Source organism: bacterium (assembly GCA_035281585.1).
Taxonomy (GTDB): Bacteria; UBA10199; UBA10199; order DSSB01; family DSSB01; genus DATEDP01.
Genome location: DATEDP010000083.1, coordinates 1 through 19168, shown reverse-complemented (window position 1 = coordinate 19168; position 19168 = coordinate 1). Strand labels below are relative to the sequence as shown.

Below are 19168 nucleotides of genomic sequence, written 5' to 3'. Positions count from 1 at the left end.
TCAGCCGCCGTTGAGCCAGCTCCCGGATCGGGGACGGGATCGCCGAATTTTGCAGAATCTCCTGATAGAGCTCGACCGCCAAGTCCGGCCGCTGGGCCCGCTCCTGCCGGCCGGCCAGCGACAGCAGGCCTTCTCCGCGCAGCTCGGGGTCGCGCTCGCGAGCCAAGGCGCCATATTCAAGCCCGAGGGCCGTAGGCATCGTTGTATTCATTTTTCCCTACCCTATTCCGTCGCTTTGGGAATCTGCTGGACATAGTCGGGGCCGACCAAACCTTGCAATAGTTCCGCCGAGGTTTGCGCATCCAAGGCTTTGCCGTTCCATTCGGGATGAGCCGTCCGGTAATCGGCCACCCGCTGGTGGAACCGGGCCAAATTGGCGGCGATCTCCGGCAAGTGATAGCTCTCGGGGACGTCGAGCTCGATTTGGGCGGCGGCGTTGCGCAGGTTGTGCTCGCCACCGAAGGCTTCGATGTAGGCCCGCGGAGCCAATTCGCCGATGTCGGCAAAGGCGCCGTGCCGTTCCAAAGTATGCCGGGCGATCATGCCAAAGCCACCGCCGCCCGGAATTCCAAAAAGGGCGAAGGAGGGGAAGTCCGGAAAGCGGACGATTTTGTGATACCCGCGGTTGAAGCCTTGGTCCTCGCTGCGGAGGTGATAGCGCAGGGTTGCGGTTTCGCCGATCTCCTTGGCATGGCCGAGGGCGCCGCCGCCGTAGACTCCGCGGAGAATCCTTTGGTTCTGGGAACCGCCGGCCCAAGTGAAGAAGAAGGAGGTCGAGCGGGGACCGAAATGAGGGCTCAGCGCTTCCAAGGTTGCGCCGTGATTTCGGCCCATGCTGTCGAGAGTTCCTTGGTAGTGCTTCTCGCTATAGGCCTTCATGTCCATCAGCACGACCCGGCCCTGGGTGTCGAGGCTGGGGATGCCTTTTAACTGTTCGATTCCCGGCGAGGGGCTGATCCAACGAGCGAAGGCGATCGAATTGATGAAATGGAGGTCCGGCGACCAGGCTCGGCTCTGAGCCTCGCGGATGGCGTCGCGGACGCGGCCGGGAAGCACCCGGTCGGCTTGGCCGTTTTGGGCCAAGACCAGATCCTCGTAAAATTGGGCGAAGCGAGTGCCGCGTTCGGCCGCCAAAAGCCGCAGGCCCTCGGCATTGGCGAGGCGGCCGAGGTGGATTTCGCTGCCGGCTTTCAGCAGGGCTTCGGGCTCGAAGAAGCCGCCGACCACATGGCGGACGCCGGCCTCCATCAGCGCCACCGTGCTGTAAAGGCCCATGCCGTCGGAAGTCCCGGCGATGAACCAAGGTTGCTCGATCCGGTTGCCGAGCGCCTCTCGCAAGCGCGGGACCGAAGGAGCGACTTTGGCTCGGATTCGCTGGATCGTTTCCCAGCCGGCCCGGCTTGGCACCTCGATCGAGGTCTTGCCATAGGTGCCGGTCACGGTAGCCGGCACTTCCGGCGCGGCAACTTTGGGCGCCGGCGCCGAAGCGGCTTCCAGCGTCAGGACTTTCTCGCCCCGATGATTCGAGACCAAGACCTCGCCGCCCTTCCCATTGTCGAGGAAACGGAATTCGAGGCTGTCGCCCGGCCGCGCCATGCCTTGGAAGGTCGCTTTGAACTGGACCGGCCCTTCGGTCGGGGCCGCATGCTGGCGCCAAACCCGCTCGGCATAGTTGAAGGTGGCCATGCCGTGCAGGATTCGGCCTGGCAGGCCCAGCTCCTGGGCCCCTTGATCGCTGACGTGGACCGGGTTGAAATCGCCGCTGCCTCGGCAAAAGGCGTCAATCAATTGGGGGGTGACTTCCAGCACCATCAGAGGCTCGGGCAAGGCTTCGCGCTCGGCGGCCGACAGAGTTGCCGGCTTGACTCCGCTCATTTCGGGGCCGACCACCAAAACGCTCTTCGCCGTGACCGCTGGTCGCGCGCCTTCGCCGTCGGCCGATCGGAAGATTTCCCGGGTGAGGAAGACTTGCTGGGGCTTGCCTTCGGCGCCCCGCATCTTGCGGGTGACCCGCAGCCGAAGCGGCTCGTCGAAACGGAGCGGCTCGCGGTACTGGATTTCCTCGACGCCATGGATCACGGTCGGCCGCGGCGCCTTTTGCATGGCCGCCTCCGAAGCCGCGACGATGGCCGGGAAAGCCTTGGAGAAGGTCATCCCGCTGGGCGCATGGTCCGCCGTCGAGTTCAAATCCAGCGCTCCCTGATAAGCCAGGGCTTCAGCCGAGCTGATCCGAAAATCCATTTCCCAAGCCTCGCCCTGTTGGCGAACCGACTCGCTGCCCAGCACGATCAAGGGTGTCAGAGGACGGGCCTGGACCTGCACCGGCTCGGCCGGCGCGCTTTCGCCGCCGCCGTTGGACTCGGGCGCGAGCGGGCGTTCCGACGCCGCGATCGGGCGCTCCGAAGCTCGCGGTCCCGAATTGGCGCCGGGATTAGCCGGATCCTGCGACTGGGCCATCATGACGTTGAAATCGAAGCCATTGGCGCGGGAGTTAGGGACTCCAGCCATGGCTGGGGAAATCCCCCCTAGCCCCCCTTTTCCAAAGGGGGGGACTCTTCCCTCCCCCCTTTGAAAAAGGGGGGGGAGGGGGGGATTTGGCAGCCCTCGCGCCAAAATCTCACTTCGCGTTTCCAAGGAGCGCTCCCAGCCGGCGAAACGCTCGCCAAAAGCCGAGCGGCTGAGCCGCGCGGCCACGTTGAACTGCAGCAAGGTGGCCAAGCCGTCGGCCAGGACGGTGGCACCGGCCAGGCGTTCGCGCAGGCCTAGGCTCTCTTCCAAGCGCCGGCTCAGCAGGATGCCGCCGAACATGCCGGCTTGAGCCAAGGCGCCACGGCCCCAGGCCCCGGCGCCGGCCCAGCGGCCGGCTTGACCCATCAACCAACCGCCGCTGCGCAGCGAACCCAAGGTCAGGCCGCTGGCAAGAAGCTCGTGGCCCAAGGCTTGGGGGCTCCAATCGAGCTCCCGGCCCAGCGCGGCCGCGCCCAAGCGGCCGGCCAAGGGAAAAACCGCGGCCTCGGCGGCGAAGGCGGTTCCGCCGGCCAGGGCCCGGGCGCCGAAACCGCGCGTCAAAAACGTCGCGGTCGGGCTGGCGGCCAAGCGGCTCAGCGTCAAAAAGCGCGTCATTTTGAAAGCGGCCCCGGCCGCTCCCATCGCGAAAAGGGCGGTCGGCTCCATCGCCTCTTGCGTCAAACGCTGGAGCAAAACCTCGGCTCGGGCGCCGACCGGACCGTTGCCACGCAGGGCCCCGAGCCGATCTTGGGCCCGCCGGCGGATCGAATCCGGCAAGTCGGGCTCTTGCAAAAGATTGGCGTAGATCGCGGCGGCGGCCTCGGATCGGCCATGGGCCTGCTCGCGGCCGGCCAAGTTCAGGAGGCCGCTGGCCCGCAGTTCAGGATCGCGCTCGCGAGCCAGCGACTCGCGCTCACGGCGCAAAGTGGGGAGTTCTTGTCCCGGAAACCCAGTATTCATGTGCCCTCTCTCTTTCCAAAATTCTCAAACGGCCTTCCTCAAGGCCGGTAGCGCAAGGCGTCCATCGAGCCGATGTAATCGTCGCTGCGCCGCAAGCTCTCTTCCATCTCCTCGGCCCGGGCCCGATTCTCGATCGCCCGCGCCGACCATTCGGCCCGTTGATGGGCCGGGACGCCGTAATCCCGGAGCAGCTCGCGGGCCTCGCCGGCGTCCTGCGGGAAGCGGCCCAGCACCGCGGCGGCGTCGGCGGCCAGGAAGCCTTCGGAGGTGATGAGGATGCTGTCAAAGTCCCGAGCCTGCTCGGCGCTGAAACGGAGCTGATCCAAGGCCCCCGCCGGGACTTTGGTGGCGAACTTGGGCTCGATATCTTCGGTCCTAAAATTAAAAAGACCCGGCGCCCGGCCTTCGAGCAGGCTGTGAACGCCCATCACCAGGTCGATGGCGCTGGCCGCGCCCATGGTGTGGCCGACCAAGCCCTTGATGGCGCTGACCGCCATCGGCTGGTCCACTCCGGCGGCGCGGAGCGCGGCATAGACCGACATCACTTCGGCGGTGTTGTTGAGGTCGGTCGAGGTGCCGTGAGCCTGCCAAACCTGGGGCGTCATGCCATGGGCTCGGGCTTGTCCCAGCGCCACCATCACCGCATTGACGACGCCTTGATCCATCGCCGCCAAATTGGGCGCTCCGCCTTCACCGGTATTGACGTGAATCCCAAGCAAACGGGAGCTGGGCCAAACCCCGAGCTCGATCGCCCGCTGGAAATTCATCCAGGGCAGGGCGGCCGCGCCTTCCGACACCACCAAGCCCTTGGAAAAGCGGGTGAAGGGCGCGCTCGACTCGCTCATCGCCTGGCGCCGCAAAGCTTCGGGAATCTGCTCCCGCCAATAAGCATCGCGGCCGGCTTCGGGCAATTCGGCGACCTCGGCCGGAATACGGCCTTGGGCGGCGAGCTTCAGCACCATCGCATCGACGGTCATCGGCGCCTTCCGGCTGAAGCCGGCGGTCAAGGGCGCTGCTGAATAGGGCGAGAAGGTCGCATCGGCGCTCATCAGCATGAAAGCGTCCATCGGGTACTCGCCCGGCACTCCGGCCCGAATCGTCGCCAAGCGGCCGGCAAAAAGGGCGTAGAGGCCTGAGGCGCAGGCCGCCGAGCAGGCCAGGTTGACGCCGCCGGTGTTGGCCATCTGGCTGGGACCTAAATTCGGCGGCAGGATGCGCTCGATCGCCCGGGGATTGGTCTTCATTTCGTCATAGTTGAAATGGGGCATCATGAGGTTGAGATAAAGTCCGCGGGCGTTCTCGGGGAGGCTGGACTGCAGCATGTAGGTGACCGAGTCGCGGCCGGACCGCGCCTGATCCAGGATTTCCGCCAAGCGGTCCATCCCGGGGAAGGCCGAGCCCTGCATGGCGCCGTAAAGGCTGCTGGGGAAGAGCTCCTGCAAAGGACGGCCGAAGGCGGTTTGGGCGCCGAGAGCGGCGAATAGACCGTAAGCTCCCATGTCCGAGGCGTATTTCAGATTTCGGCTCTGGTTTTCGAAGGCCGTGCCCTTGAGCCGGGAATTGGCCAGGCCCATCCGGTCGAGGAGCCGGGCGCCGCCGCGCAGCGGCTCGGGCAGGAGGCCGCCGTGGCGAACCGGCAGGCGATCGGCACCGGCTTGGGAGAGCAGAAGTTGCCGGATCTTCGCGATCTGGTCGGGAGCCACGCCGGCTTCGGTCGCGCTCTTTTCCACCAATTCGACGGCCTTCGTCGTCCAGGCCGGCCGGTTTTCCAAGGGAATGTCACGGATACCGCTTTCTTGCAGCAGCCTTTCGCCAAAGTCGTGGGCAATCTGCTCGGGAGTGATTCGCTCGCCGTTATCGGCGCGAACCCAGCTCTCGCGGTGGGTGGAGTCACGGCCGGCATAGCGGGTCAAACCGAAATCTTCGGAGAGATAGGCCAAGGTCAGGGGATGATCGATGCCGCGCATCGCCGCCGAGCGAGTCGCCCGGGCGGTGCCGCGAGTGGTCAGCATCTGGCCGCGGCCGAGGCTGACGATCATCTGGCTCGGATCGACTCCAATGCCGCGGATCACCGCCGGCGCCCGATTTCCATAGATCGCTTGGCTCATCATTTGAGCCAGCTCGCCGCTGGTCGGCGGCAGGCTTTCGGCCGGCGGCTCGCTGGAAGCGCGGCTGGCCGGAGTTTCGCGCCTGGTGGCCGGCCCAACCGAGGAAGGCGGAACCTCGCCTTCGCCGGGCAGCACCACCATGACCGGCGGCGCCGGCGGCGGCTCGGCGCCGAGGCCGAACCAGGAAAGGAATTGCCCGATCGTCGCCCGGCCGGTGCGGATGTCCTCTTCCCATTGGCGAGCCCGATCGCGGCGCTCGCTGAGCCGGCTGCGGTAAGCTTCGATCTGGGGAATCGAGAAGCCGTAGACCTCGTGCAGCGTCGCATCGTCGACGCTGCGGAACAGCGCCGAACCATTGTTGCCGGCGAAGCCTTGGGACTGGCCGCCGACGAAACGCAGCGGCCCATGGACCGCGTCGGCGCTGACGATGACCCGATCGCCCAAGGCCTGGACCGTCGGATCGATTTGCCGGCCTTCGAGATTGAAGGCGCCCGGCGCCAGCTGCTGGCGCAGCGCCATCGTCAAAAGCCCGATCTCCATGCTGCCGGCGGCGCCGAGGCCATGGCCCAGGAGCGCCTTGTAGGCCGAAAGCCGGAGCGGCCCCTCGTAACCGAAGGCATCGAGAACGGCGAGGAGATTGCTCGGCTCCATCTTGTTGTTTTCAGGAGTGCCGGTGCCGTGGAGGTTCATGTATTGAAGCTCGCGCGGCTCCAAGCCCTGCCATTGGCGAGCCATATGGAGCGATTCGAGGAGCGAGGAAACTCCGCCCAGCCCCAAGCCGGCGGGATGCTTCTTGCCGCCCTGGTCGCCGGTGATGCTGTAGCCGGCAACCGCCGCGTCAACCGGCAGGCCGAGCTCGATGGCTCGGGAGAGCCGCATCAGTCCGCCAACGCCGGCGCCTTCCGAAGGCCAGAAGCCCATGACGTCGGTGGTCAACGGAGCGTAGCCGTCCTCGACCCGGCCATTGCGTTTGCGCAGGCGTTCGGTCGTTTCCATCGCTTTCATCGCGTTGAAGCCGGTGGCCTCGGAGCGGGCGAAAATTCGACCGTGAGCGGCTTCGGCCGAGCCGAAGAAGGCCAAGTCGGTCGGGGTTTGGCCGGGCCAACCCGGACGGAACATGTCGGCGGCATTGGCGAAGGCCTTGTAGCCGGTGGCGCAGGCACCGACGTCGACCGGGATGCGGCCGACGGTCCGGATGACGGTGTCGGCGGTCAGGCCGGTCGGAACCTCGCCGCCCTTCGGCCCCAGGATGGCGGTGAAGAGCCCTTGCATCGAATCGATCAGCAGCGCCGGCAAAACCAAGGGCCCGGTGGGCGGATCGGTCGTCGTCGTGGGCGCGCCGTCGCGCATCCGGCGCTTGGTGGCCGCCGTGATCAGGTCGATGAGGTTGTTCATGCCGCCCAGGCCGGCGGCGACCGAAATGCCCATGCGGCGCGGATCGCGGCCGACGATCTCGTCGAGCGGCAGGCCCCACTGAACCGCCGAGCGGTACAGGGCATAAAGACCTTGGAGGGCGAATTGGTCGGAGCCGTGCAGATAGGAAGTGCTCTCGTCGAAGCGCAGGCTCTTGATCTCGCGCTTGGAGAGCCCCATGGCTTGGAGCAAATGGCCTTCGGTCTCGCCCTCGGGCCCGCGCAAGCCGGTGGGGATCTGGCCGGCCCAGGGGGTTTCGATCGGATGTTCGGTGGCAAGCTCGCGGAAACCGGTCTCGCTGCGGACTTGGGCGCCGTAGCGCTCGTTGATCTGCTCGATGCTCAGCGGCTCCTGGCTGGCCTTGTCGACGTAAACGCCATCGCCCTTGTACTCGACGTGGCCGTTCAACGCCGCCACCTCGGCCACCCAGGCCGGATCGCCGACCGCCCGCTGGTGGGTGGTCCGCTCGTTGCCGTGGGGAGTCAGGGTGCCGACCGGCAGGACCGCCAAGGTCTGCTCGGGATCGATGCGGCGGCCGCTGCCGCCGGAGCTTTCGCGGCTTCCGCCGCCTTCGCCGCCCAAGGACTGCATCCGCAACGGCTCGGCAGCGAGGGCCTCGATCGATCCGCTTTCGCCGCCGCGGCGTGGGCCGGGCCCGCCGGCGGTGGCCAGAGCCAATTCGGGTCCAAAATTCAAAGTCGGGACATGAGGGCGGCCCAAGGCTCGTTGGGAGAGGGTCTGGGTCTGCATCTCGAGCTGGTTCTCCCAGCGGTGCCACCGTTCGCCGAAGAGACCGCGGGTCGCGCGGCCGGCCACGTTGAACTGAACCAGCATTCCCAAGGAATGCACCAAAGAGCTGCTGAAGGGCTCGGCCTCTCGCAAGCCCGCCGCCACTTCCATCTCGTGGCCGAGCATGATCCCGCCCAACATCCCCAGCTGCGGCACCAAGGGCCGCGAGATCGCGCTGAAGGCCCCCAAGCGCGTCGCCTGACCGCTCAGTGGGTTGATTCCATGGATACGGTTGAAGCCGGCGCCGGCGGCCCAACCGCTCATCTTCATGGCTCCTAGGAACAAAAAGCTCGAGGCCAGATCCCGGCCCAAGGCTTGCCGGCTCCAATCCTGCGATCGGCCCAAGCCTGCATTGGCCAAGCGGCCGGCCAAGGGAAAGACCGTTGCTTCGACGCCGAAGCCAGCGACCGAGGCCAGAGCCCGGGCGCCGAATCCGCGCGTCAAAAAGTTGGTCGAGGGATTGCCCACCAAGCGGCTCAAGGTCGCCAGCCGCGTCACTTTGAAAGCCGCGCCGGCCACGCCCATCGCGAGCAGCGAAGTCGGCTCGGTCGCTTCTTGGGCGAAGCGGCCGACCATCGCCTCGGCCACGTCACCGATTTCGCCGTGACCTTGGAGGGCTTCGACCCGGCGCTGAGCCAGCCGGCGAACCTCGGCGGGCAAGGCATCGCCGCCTTGGCTCAGGGCTTGGTAGAGTTGGGCGGCGAAGGGTAAATTTCCCTGTTGGGCTTGGCGGCCGGCCAAGTTGAGCAGGCCTTGGCCGAAGAGCTCGGGGTCGCGCTCGCGCCCCAGCGAAGCCAGCTCTCGCCCGGCGCTCCCTTCCGGGCTTTGGGGCAAGTGTTGACGCAGCCAAGCTGGCGCGTCAAAACCCGAGCTGTTTTGAGCAATGTCGGCCGAAAGCCGGTGACTGGGGACGCCGAGAGTCCGATCCTGCTGCGTCATGGGAGAGCCCTTTCATTGGTGCTAGTGCCGGGGCTTGGTGACGAAGTCTTCGACCTCGTCAACGGCCCGCCGTATTCTCTCCACCCCTTGCTCCCGTATCCACCGGGACCCCTCGTAACCTTGACCAAAACCCCGAACCAAGGGATGGATCGATCCCCAATCGTTCTCGACCCCCTGGCGAATGTTTTCCAGACCCCGCAGCATTTCAAAAATGTCGGCTCCGACTAATTCAAAATCCTGTCCAGGTCTAGGCCCAAGCCGCAGGGCCTGTGCTTTTAACTCCGGCGTCAAACCAAAATCCAGCCCCGGAAAAAGCCTGGACTCAGTTCCGTACAGAATAGCGCTCAGGTTCACTTGCAAGGCGCCCATGCCCAGGACCTGTCCCAGGTTGAGCATGCCTCGCCGGTCGATCCGGCTGAAATCCATTTCGCCGTCGGGCGACCCGAAGAGGCGCAAGCCCATATCGAAGGCCACTTGCGATCCCTCGACCCATTCCTGGATCGCCTCGGCCGAATGCCGAGCCAAGGCGTCCTCGTAGAGCCGGCGAAAATCGCCGAAGATCCTCTCGCGATGGGCCGTGTCCATCGCATCCCGAATCCAATCCCGCATTTTCACATGAGCCCGGCCCACGTTGGGGTGATCGGACTCCGCAATCCCGCGGTTGGCGAAGGCCAGGCCCCGGGCCATGGCTTCGGCGATCAGCGGAAGCCCGGTCCAACCGGTTTCGGCCTCGCTCTCCGGGATGTGCCGGGCGATCGACTTGATCGTGTCCCGCGGCATCCACTCCATCAGGACGGCCTGAGGATCGAGGGCCGGACCGACGGGCGCTCGCACCCGCAAGGGCGGCGGCCGGCTGGTCGGGATTTCATCCTCTCGGGGTCTCGCCTTCACGAGGCCGGGCCCCCGGTTACTTCAAGGAGGCGAGGCCGGGCCATTGCCCGAACCATTGCCCTCCGGACCGCCCGGGCCCGAGCTCCCTTCGCCGGAATTTCCGCCGGCGAAGTTCTGCAAGTTTTGAATCCAAGTTTGAGCGGCGCTCCGGGCCCCCTCTTCGCCGTAGACGGCGACCAGGCCTTGGCGGAAGGCTTCGAAAGCGCCGTCGCCGGGCAGCCGGAGCATCGGAATGGCGCCGGCTCGGCCCCGCTCCCGGGCCTCGACGTCGCGGGCCAGGTTATAGGCGTTCAAGGCCTGCTGCTGGTGGCGGATGATGGCTTCGCGCAGCTGGTCGGGACGAATGACCTCGTCGACGGCGCCGACGGTCTCGGCCCGTTGAACGCTATGAACTTGGTCGAAGGCCGCTCCTCGGCTTTGCTCGATTTCAGCGATGACTTCGCGGCGGATTCGCTCATAGTCGGCTTTACGGGCCTCTTTCTCGCTGGCCGAAGCCCTTTCCATCGCCTGCTGAGCTTGCAGGACTCTGGCATCGGCATCGGCTTCCTTGCGGATCGTCGAGCGGAAGACGACCTTGGCCGCCGAAGGCCCGCCGATGACCTGGGCATGGGAGCCTTCCAAGGCCAGCAGCCGGAGGTTGGGGTTGAGCTGCTTGCTGACCACGACGAAAGTGCCGCCGACGATGTAACCCAAGTCGACCACAGTGATGGGGCCCTGGTGCTTGACGATGGCCTCGGCGATGGTCGCGCCGCCGAAGAGCTGGCGGTTTTCCATCGAGCGGGGATCGCCGTTGAAGCCGGTGAGGCTGCCGATGAGCAGGACCGGCATCCGGCCGCTGGCCTTGATGATGGCCCGCCCGATCACCTCGGAGTCGGCCGGCGCCAAGGGCCCGAGCGGCGGGAAGATGACCATGGTCGGCCTGCCGCCGATCTGCATCTCCTGGATCAAGGCGTTGAATTTTTGGGGCATGAGGCCGTTGCCGCCGGCTTGATGGCGAATGCCTTGGGCATCGGCCCACCAGCGGAGCGGCGGCGGCGAGCCGCGGTCGCGGAGCGCCTCGAGGATGGTCTCGCGGTGGCCGGCCCCGCCATTGAGGACCTTTTGGATCTCCTCGCCGACTTGCCGTTTTTGACCGCCGAGCTCGATGGTTTCGACCGAGATGTCGCGAGTGTAGAGGTCCTCGCCGCCGAATTGGCGTTGGCTGACGATCTCGCCCGCTCCGAGGCGATAGGAATAATAGTGATGCCGCAACAGCATCTCGGTGGCCCTCGCCAGGTCGGGGGCCAGCGCCATGGCATCGGCGTTGGGGCCATGAACTTCCTCGTAGCCGGCCAGGCTTTGGAGTCCACGAGGATAGAATTTGCGAGCCGTTCCCGGTAGATCTTCGCTATGGATATGGCGCACCATCGCGGCCGTCCAAGCGTCGGGGCCGGTCAGGGCCATGCTGCCGCGGGGGGTCATGATGAGGATGCCGCCGGTGTCGTGGATGATCGAGGCCAGCGAGTTCCAATAGGATTGGGCTCCGATGTTGACGTCGTCGACCACGATATTGATCGGGACTCCCCGGCTGTGAGCGTGCTGGACGATTTCCCGGACCGTCGAGGCGGTGGCGTCGAGGCCTTCGACGCCGCGCTCCGCGTGGATCTCGGCGCCCTGAGAGGCGGTGAACCAATCGACCGGAATTCCCTCGCGGGCCGCCAAGCGGATGGCCGCGTTGATCCGAGCGCATTCGTTGGCCGAGAGCGCGCCCTTGCTCCGGTGGGTCAGGTCGCCGAGGATGACGACTCGGCGCAGCGGCATGCCGGTGCCGCCGAGATGGTCGGTCTGGATGCCGATCACCACCCCGGCCTGATTCTGGCCCTCGGCCCGCGGCATCCCATGCTCATCGAGCGCCCGGACGAGCTCGCCGTGATTGTAATCGATCATCCGGGTGCGGGGGTCGGTTCGGGTCGTGGCCGGATCCAATTCCAGCTCGACGAATTCCGAGGGGAAAGCGGGCTCCGGCGGCCGTTCGCTGCCGGGCAGCCGGGGCTGGCCCAGGCCGTGGCGAAGGCGGAAACGCTCGGCCATCTCGGCGATCAGGGCCGGGACCCGGTAGGCCCAAGTCGCGCCGCGGGCCCGAGCCTGCTGCTCGCGCAATTCAATGGTGCTCGCCGGGCGGATCGGTACGTCGGCCGGTGCCCAGTCGCCATGGCGAATGACGAAGTCGGGGTCGCCCGAACGCTCGGCGGCGAGCCAATTCTCATAAGCGCCGTTGCGGATCAAAACTTCGCGGGTGGCTACCGTGCCGTATTGATCCTGGACGCGGGCTCGAACCACGTTGTGGATCACCGGCTCGAAGCGCTGGCCGGTCGGATTGGTGATGCGAACCAAGACGGTGCGGAAGCCGCCGGGCGCTTCGGCGTCGCGGAGGCGGCCCTTGACCACGACCTTTTCCAAGCCGAGACCGCGGAGTCGGTCGGCATGGCGGGTGGCCAAGGTTTCGGCATAGGCCGCCACCTCGGTGTCGCTGATCGGGAGGACCGGCTGGATGTTGAGGAAGATCCGGTTCCAGTAGGAGCGGCGGCCGGTCTTGCCGTTGAGGGCTTCGTGCATGCCGTTGACGACGTCGACGAAGCCCCGCTCGATCTCGGGGATTTCGATGCTATCGTAGCCCCGCTGGACGTGGGCCTCGGAAATCAGGCCGCTGCCGAAGAGCCGCTGGTCGCTGCCCGCCGCCATCGCGCCGTTCTGCTTGTTGCTGGCCCGGTAAATGTGAACCTGGCGGCCGGAGCGCTCGAGATCGCGCTCGACGTCGAAGGCCGATAGCCGGTGGAGCTCGATGAAGTGAGCCAGCATCGGATGGACGTTGCGGAAACGGGTGTCCTCGACGAAGGGCCCGCTGCGCAGGCCCCGCTCGCCCCGTTGGCGGCGGAAGGTGTAATAATCGGGATAGCCGCCATTGCGCTCGACGACCAAGGTCAGGCGCTTGACCCGCAGCGGATCGCCGCCGCTGACCATGCTTCGAGTGGTAGCCGTCAAGTTGAGGGCGCCGGCCACTTCGGCCACCCGATCGGCGCTAAAATCCGAAGTGACGACTTGAATGACGTTGTCCCGGGTCTGGGGATTGTCCAATTCGAGCCGGCCCATTTGGCGGGTCGCCTCGGCGACGGTTTCGGCCAAGGGCTCGCCCCGCTGGCCATGAACTCGAAGCATCAGGCGGGGGATCGGCTGGGCGTCGGGACCGGTTTCGGTGAAGCGGACCAGCGAGGCCGTCTCGCTCAAGGGCTCGTAGCTCTCGAAGCGATGGCGCTGCAACAAGCCGGAGATTTCGCGGCGGGCCAGGATTTCGTCCAAGAGCTGGCGCTCGGCCGCCGGACGGTTTTCGGCGCTCAAGCTGAGCAGGCGGCGGACCAGCGAGGCCGGCGTCGAGCCGAGCTCCTGCATCGCCGCTAGGCGCACCGGGCTAGGGGAGGCCTGATTGGCCAAGTCTTGAATGATGCCGTTGATCTCGCCCTGGGAACGCCGTCGAACGTGCTCCGGCACGCTCGGGTTCGAAGAGAATTCGAAGAGGCTCAAAAGGCGCTGGGCCGGCGATTCCATCACCTGGTCGGGCGCAAGCGAGACCAGGATATTGTTGGCGCGGTCCCGGATCTCGAGGCCGCGGCTGTTGCCGGCCGGAATCAGTCGCAAGTTAAGGGCCAATGGCGTCGAAGACTGGCCGTTGGTGAAAATGTCGGTGCTGCCGTCGGAGCGGGTCCCCAGGTAATTGTTACCGGTCTGAAGGCGCTGCTGCTGCTCCAAGCCGCCCCCGTTTTGAACGTGAAGGCCCACCTCTTGGACATGGCCATCGGGGCCGATCTGGATGTCGTAGACCACCGGCTTTTCAGCATAAACATTGCCTTGGCCATTGGGCATCCGGGCCGAACGGGCCAGCAGGACCCGGCGGGGCCGGGCGTTCTGATAAAGCACCGCTTGGCGAATCTCGCCCTCGTTGGAAGCCTGGATCCAACGGCCCTGGGCTTCGCCGGCACTGGCGAAGGCTTGGCGGATCTCGGAGTGGCTCCGCAACAAGTCGGCGATCGGACCGCTCAAGGCTTGAGTCTCGGCTTGGCCGCTCAGGAGGTCGCGGGCCGAACGGGACCAAAGCTCCACCGCCTCGTGGCTCGGCGGAACGGCGCCGCCGACTTGGACGTGGAGGGTTCCCTCGGGGCTCGAAAGAATGCGGGATTCGGCGTTGGCGAAGACCGAGAGGTTCTCGCCGCCGCCGTTGCGGGTCCATTCGTCGACGAAACGATTGTCGTAAGTTCCTTCCAAGGCCGCGCGGGTCCGGAGCAGGGCCTCTTGGCGCTTTAAGTCGCTGGCGAAACCTTGGCTGCCGCGAAGAATGGTCCGGCCCAAGACGTCGGCCGCCCTTTCGAGGGCATGGCGCCGGTCGCTGCCGGTGACCACGATCTTGGCGATCATCGGGTCGGCATTGGGCGAGACCCGGTCGCCGGGCCGGACGCTGGTTTCGACGAAGATGCCTTGCTGGGCCAGCGAAGCGAAGTCGCCGCTGCCGTTGACCTGGAATTCCTCGACCAAGCCGGGAGCCGGCGCGGCGTTGCCGTCGCGGTCGCGGCGGTTCGGATCCACCGCTTTGAGGCGGATCTCGACCACGCCGCCTTGCGGATGGATCTCCTCCTGGCTGCGGGAGAGCGGAAAGCCTCGCGACACTCGAATGGCCTCGCGGATCAAGTCGAAGCCGGTGGCTTCCTCGCTGACCCGGTGCTCGACCTGGATGCGGGCGTTGACTTCCATCGCGAAGAACTCGCCGGTGACCGGGTCGACCATGAACTCGACCGTGCCGTGACCGGTATACTCCATCGCCCGGGCCGCCTTGAGCGAAGCCTCGGCCATCCGCTCGCGGAGGCTGGGAAAGCGGCTGAAAATCGAGGCCGGGTGGATTTCGATCAGTTTCTGGCCCCGCTCCTGGAGCGTGCACTCGCGCTCGCCCAGATGGACGACGTTGCCGAAGCGGTCGGCCATGACCTGGAATTCGACGTGGTGGAAGCGGGAAATGAAGCGCTCGGCCATGATCGAGCCGTTGCCGAATCCGTTCGCCGCCTCGCTCGAAAGCCGGGAAAATCTCGCCCGCAGCTCGGCCAAGGTATGAATCGTCGCCTGGCCGCGGCCGCCGCCGCCGGCCACCGCCTTGAGACGGACCGGGAAGGCCAGCTCGCCGTTGCGGATCATGCCGTTTTGCTCCATCTCGGCAACGAGGCCCTCGACCTCGGTGTAACCGCGGTTGGTGCCCGGCACGACCGGAACGCCGGCCTCGATGAAGTTCTGTTTGGCGATGTCCTTGTCGCCGGCCAGCCGCATCGACCTTTCGGAAGGCCCGATCAAAACAAGGCCTTCGCGGGTGAGGGCTTGAACGAAGTCCGGACTTTCGGAACGGTAGCCGTAGCCCGGATGGACGGCTTGGGCGCCGGTCCGCTTGGCGGTTTCGACGATTCGCTCGATGTTGAGATAAGCTTCTTGATAAGCCTTGGCCGGGGTTTCGGCTTGGACAAACTCCGCCTCGCCGCCCAAGCGGAGGATCTCTTGGACCCACTGGGCATTGGCTTCGATCTGGGGCACGATTACGATCGGCGTGAGGCCTTCGGCGTAGAGGCCGCGGGCGATGCGATGGGCGATCTCGCCGCGGTTGGGAATGAGGACCCTCCGCATTCCGGGGTCGGTCAACACCCGGTTGCCTTCGGGCGAAATCGCCAGGCTCAGCTCGTTCAATTGCGCGTCGCTTAAATCGTTGCGGCCGATCAGGGCCCGGCGGGCCGATTCCGGATTGTTCTTCAGGAAGCGCAGGGCCTCGGCCATCCGCACGGTCGATTCGGATCCAGCCGTGGCTGTGCGGTGATCGCGGTATTGGTCGAGCGCCCGAGTCGCGCCGGCGATGTCCAAGGCCGGCGGAAGCGTTTTCGGGCTCGAGGGCGGCGGGTTGACGCTGGGCGAGCGGCCCGGCGGCGAGACGCTCTCGCCGGGGCGGGGGCTGCGGCCGTTGCCTTCGCCGTTGTGAATGCTCATCGCGGAAATTTGGGGACCGAAGAGGCCGCCTTCGCGGCCATTGCCGGCACCTCGGCCGTTGCCAGCCATAGCCAGAGCCGGCTGAGGACCAAGCAAATCGGTGAGACGGCCTTCGCCGCTGAGCCGCGGCGAGCGGCCCAGAATCTGGCTCTGGCGCTCCATGCCCTGCTCCCAGGCATGCCAACGATCGCCGAACAGGCTTCGAGTGGCCCGGCCGGCGACGTTGAATTGCAGGAGCATGGCCAGGGAATGAACGAGTGTGCTCGAGGCCGGTTGGGCTTCGCGGAGGCCGGCCCGGACTTCCAATTCGTGACCGGCCATAATGCCGCCCAGCATGCCGAGCTGGGGAACCAAGGGACGGGAAATCGCGCTGAAAGCGCCGAGCCGCGTCGCTTGACCGGTCGCCGGGTTGAGGCCATGGAGGCGGTTGAAGCCGGCACCGGCGGCCCAGCCGCTCATCTTCATCGCGCCCAGAAACAAAAAGCTCGAGGCCAGGTCGTGGCCCAGAGCCTGCCGGCTCCAGTCCTGACGGCGACCCAGTCCTTCGTTGGCCAGTCGTCCGGCCAAGGGAAAAACCGTCGCTTCAACGCCAAAGCCGGTCGCCGAGGCCAGGGCCCGGGCGCCGAAACCGCGCGTCAAAAAATGGCTCGAGGGATTGCCCACCAAGCGGCTCAAGGTCGCCAGCCGCGTCACCTTGAAGGCCGCGCCGGCCACACCCATCGCGAGCAGGGAGGTCGGCTCGGTCGCTTCTTGGGCGAAGCGTCCGACCATCGCTTCGGCGACGTCGCCGATCTCGCCCCGGCCCTGCAGGGCTTCCAGGCGGCGGTGGGCTCGGGATTGAATCTCGGAAGGAAGGTCGCTCAGGGCGCCAATCGATTGATAGAGCGGAGCGGCTAGAGCCGAGTTGTTCCGCGCCGCCAAACGGGAGGCGAGGTTGAGCAATGCTTGGCCGAACAATTCAGGATCACGCTCGGCCGAAAGCGCGAGGAGCTCGCCGCAGATCGCCTGGCCCCAGCGGTTCTGAATGGCCTCGCGCTGCAAGACCGGCAGCGCCCCGAAAGCTCGCCGCAGATCGCCGCCGTGCCGAGCCAGGCTCTGGCTCAAGGTCGAGCCGGAATCGCCCAGCTCGAGCAATTGGGCCAGGGTCTGGCCCGAACGCTGGTGGAAATCGGGGCCTTGACCCTCTGGATGCCCCGATTGCCCCCGAAGCAGACCCGTTTGCGATGATGCAATGAACAAAGAAGCACTCTGGCCGCTTAAGCCGGGAGTCATGCTTACCTCCGAACCCGCGAATAAGTCCTCGAAAACTAAACAGAAAGATAGATTGCTGAATTTTCGGGCTCGGTTAAGGAAAGTTGTCTAAAAAATCAACAAAATTCCGGTCTTGCCCCTTTTATCACCCCTCCGGCGACTCCAAGAAACGCCACTCCCCTTGGGAATTTCGCTGATAAACTTGGCGGCGAGGCTCAGCCTGGGCGCCCTCATAATGTAATTCGAGGGTCGGACGCAAGGAGGGGCGTCCACTTTGGTTGAGAACCTCCTGCAGCGCCGCCGCATATTGGTTCGACCAGGGACCGCGCATCAGGATGTGGAGAGGCTCGGTTCCTTCGGTGGTCGAAGGGAGTTGGCGCAGCAGGTCCATCAGGTCGCTGGCCTCGATGGCGCCTTGCGGATGGTTTCCGTGCGGGCGCCAACGGATTCGCCGATCTTGAGCGCTCTCTTCCACGACCCACTCCTGGCCTTGGCGCTGGAAGGTCCAAACCTTGCCGGCGGCTTCGTCATGGAGCCGTAGCAGCTCCAGGCTGCCGGCGCCGAGCTGGAGGCGCTGGCGGATGGCCTGGGCATCGTTGGCTTCTATCGGGACCCCGGAGAGCAAATAGAACTCATGGTGCCGGCCGAGGATGTTCTTGGGCTCCTGGAGGAAGCTGTTCAGCTCGGTCCGCCAGCGGGCGGTATGGTACTGGTCGGCGCTGCCGGTCAGCGGAGGCCGCGACGGCGGCTTGACCTCGGCGGAGCTTGGCTCGGCGAGGGTCCAGCGGCCCTGCTCGCCCACGAACTCGTGGACAACCCCGTTATCGAGCTCCAGCCGGACTCGGCGGCCGGTCACCCGGTAGCGGTTCAAAGCCTGTAAGGTGAAATCCGCGACATTCTCCAGCAGGACGGTTCCTGGCAATTGAATCACGGTCTCGCTCTCCGGCAATCGCGACTCCTTGCGGCTCATCGCATGGATCTGTTGATAGAGCTCGCCCACCGACTGAACTTCGACCCGGGGGAAACCGGCGTGATAGTACAGGGTCTGCCATCGGAGCTGGGAAGCCTGCTGCTGGATCCAATGAATCCGATCGCCCAAGCGCATGCCGCTGTAGGTTTGCTGCAGCTCCGGGATCATCAGGTCGAAACCGGCGTGGGCATGGACCTTGGGGGCCAAATTCTCGGTCAGGCTTTCGAGCTCCGGCCGCTCGATCGCCAGCCCTTCGACGATGAGCAGCGGGGTTCCTTGGCCGGCCTCCTTGCGCTCGACCAGCTGGCGGAGCAGCAAGGGAATCAGCTCGGCCCGGTCCGTGAGCGAGGTCAGGTGCGGCGGTGGCGGCGCGGCCTTGGGACGAGACGCGGCCATCGGCTCGCTGCGCGGCGGCGGCTCAGCCTTGGGCGCGAGCTCGGGTGGGGCCGCCTCGGCGCTCGCCGGATTGGCGGCGGGCATGGCGAAAAGCGTCTTGGCGAAAGGATCGGGGCCCGGCGGCGAGACCGGTGCCGGCGAGCTCGGCGGTTCCGAGCTTGAAACCCGCTCGAAGCCTTCGGCGTTGCGTTGCAGAACGATGCGCTGGGCTTGGACCTCGCCCTTGGCTAAGACGTTGAAAATGATCTGGCGGCGGAGCCGCGGATCGATCTCCAATTCGCCTTGGCTGAGCATCCGGTTCAACTGATCCACAAAACGGGGAATGAAGGGCTCGATGTTGAAGATCGATTCGACGTGAAACTCGACGTTGACCTCGCGGATCCGCCTTTGGAAGCCCAAGCTCGAATCTTTGATTCGCCGGCCGAATTCCAAGGGATGTTGGATATAATAGGGCGACTGTTCCAGACCTTGCATGGTGATGAAGGGCAAGGTGTCGTTGCTGGTATCCCGAGCCGGACGGCGCGGCCCCTTGCCGTTACCATTGCCATTGCCGTTCTCCCCGCTCATGTAGACCCGATCGGGGCCCTTGGCCTCGGCAACCTCGAAGCGTCGTCCCCCGAGGCCGGCCACGCTGAATGCCGGCTGAAGACCGCTGTCGGGCAGGCGGGGCAAGCGCCATTGGGGTTGGCTCAGGGCTTGGCTTTGGGCATCGATCCGACGCTCCCAGCCCTCCATCCCTCGGCCCAACAAACTCCGATTCAATCGCCCCGCCACCTGGAAGGTCAGCAAGGTCGAGAGCCCATCCACCAGCGCGATCGACCCGCTCGTTCGCTCTCTTAAGCCCGCTCGAACCTCCAGCTCATGGCCCAGCAAGATCCCGCCGTACATCCCGCTGGTC

The 19168-nt window shown here is 65.8% G+C and carries 6 protein-coding genes; all 6 read right to left on the bottom strand.

Annotation, left to right across the window (positions count from 1 at the left end):
• Window positions 1–199 (bottom strand): hypothetical protein (locus VJR29_06640; GenBank protein ID HKY63077.1); only part of this gene is annotated, 199 nt, incomplete at its 3' end.
• A gap of 23 nt (window positions 200–222) precedes the next feature.
• The gene (locus VJR29_06635; protein ID HKY63076.1) at window positions 223–3468 is read right to left on the bottom strand and encodes a MaoC/PaaZ C-terminal domain-containing protein; all 3246 of its coding nucleotides are present in this window, start codon (window positions 3466–3468) and stop codon (window positions 223–225) included.
• A gap of 38 nt (window positions 3469–3506) precedes the next feature.
• Window positions 3507–8717, bottom strand: a complete 5211-nt coding sequence (locus VJR29_06630) for a hypothetical protein (GenBank protein HKY63075.1) — start codon at window positions 8715–8717, stop codon at window positions 3507–3509.
• 21 nt (window positions 8718–8738) lie between these two features.
• Complete coding sequence (locus tag VJR29_06625; protein ID HKY63074.1) at window positions 8739–9608, bottom strand: hypothetical protein; 870 nt, start codon at window positions 9606–9608, stop codon at window positions 8739–8741.
• 21 nt (window positions 9609–9629) lie between these two features.
• Window positions 9630–16925: a biotin carboxylase N-terminal domain-containing protein gene (locus VJR29_06620; protein HKY63073.1), complete on the bottom strand. Its 7296-nt coding sequence runs from the start codon at window positions 16923–16925 to the stop codon at window positions 9630–9632.
• Between the two features lie 124 nt (window positions 16926–17049).
• Window positions 17050–19168 (bottom strand): hypothetical protein (locus VJR29_06615; GenBank protein HKY63072.1); only part of this gene is annotated, 2119 nt, incomplete at its 5' end.

Bases quoted from the DNA above. Each gene is read 5' to 3' on its own strand.
- VJR29_06620 (HKY63073.1), bottom strand. From the start codon at position 16,925: ATGACTCCCGGCTTAAGCGGCCAGAGTGCTTCTTTGTTCATTGCATCA.
- VJR29_06630 (HKY63075.1), bottom strand. From the start codon at position 8,717: ATGACGCAGCAGGATCGGACTCTCGGCGTCCCCAGTCACCGGCTTTCG.
- VJR29_06635 (HKY63076.1), bottom strand. From the start codon at position 3,468: ATGAATACTGGGTTTCCGGGACAAGAACTCCCCACTTTGCGCCGTGAG.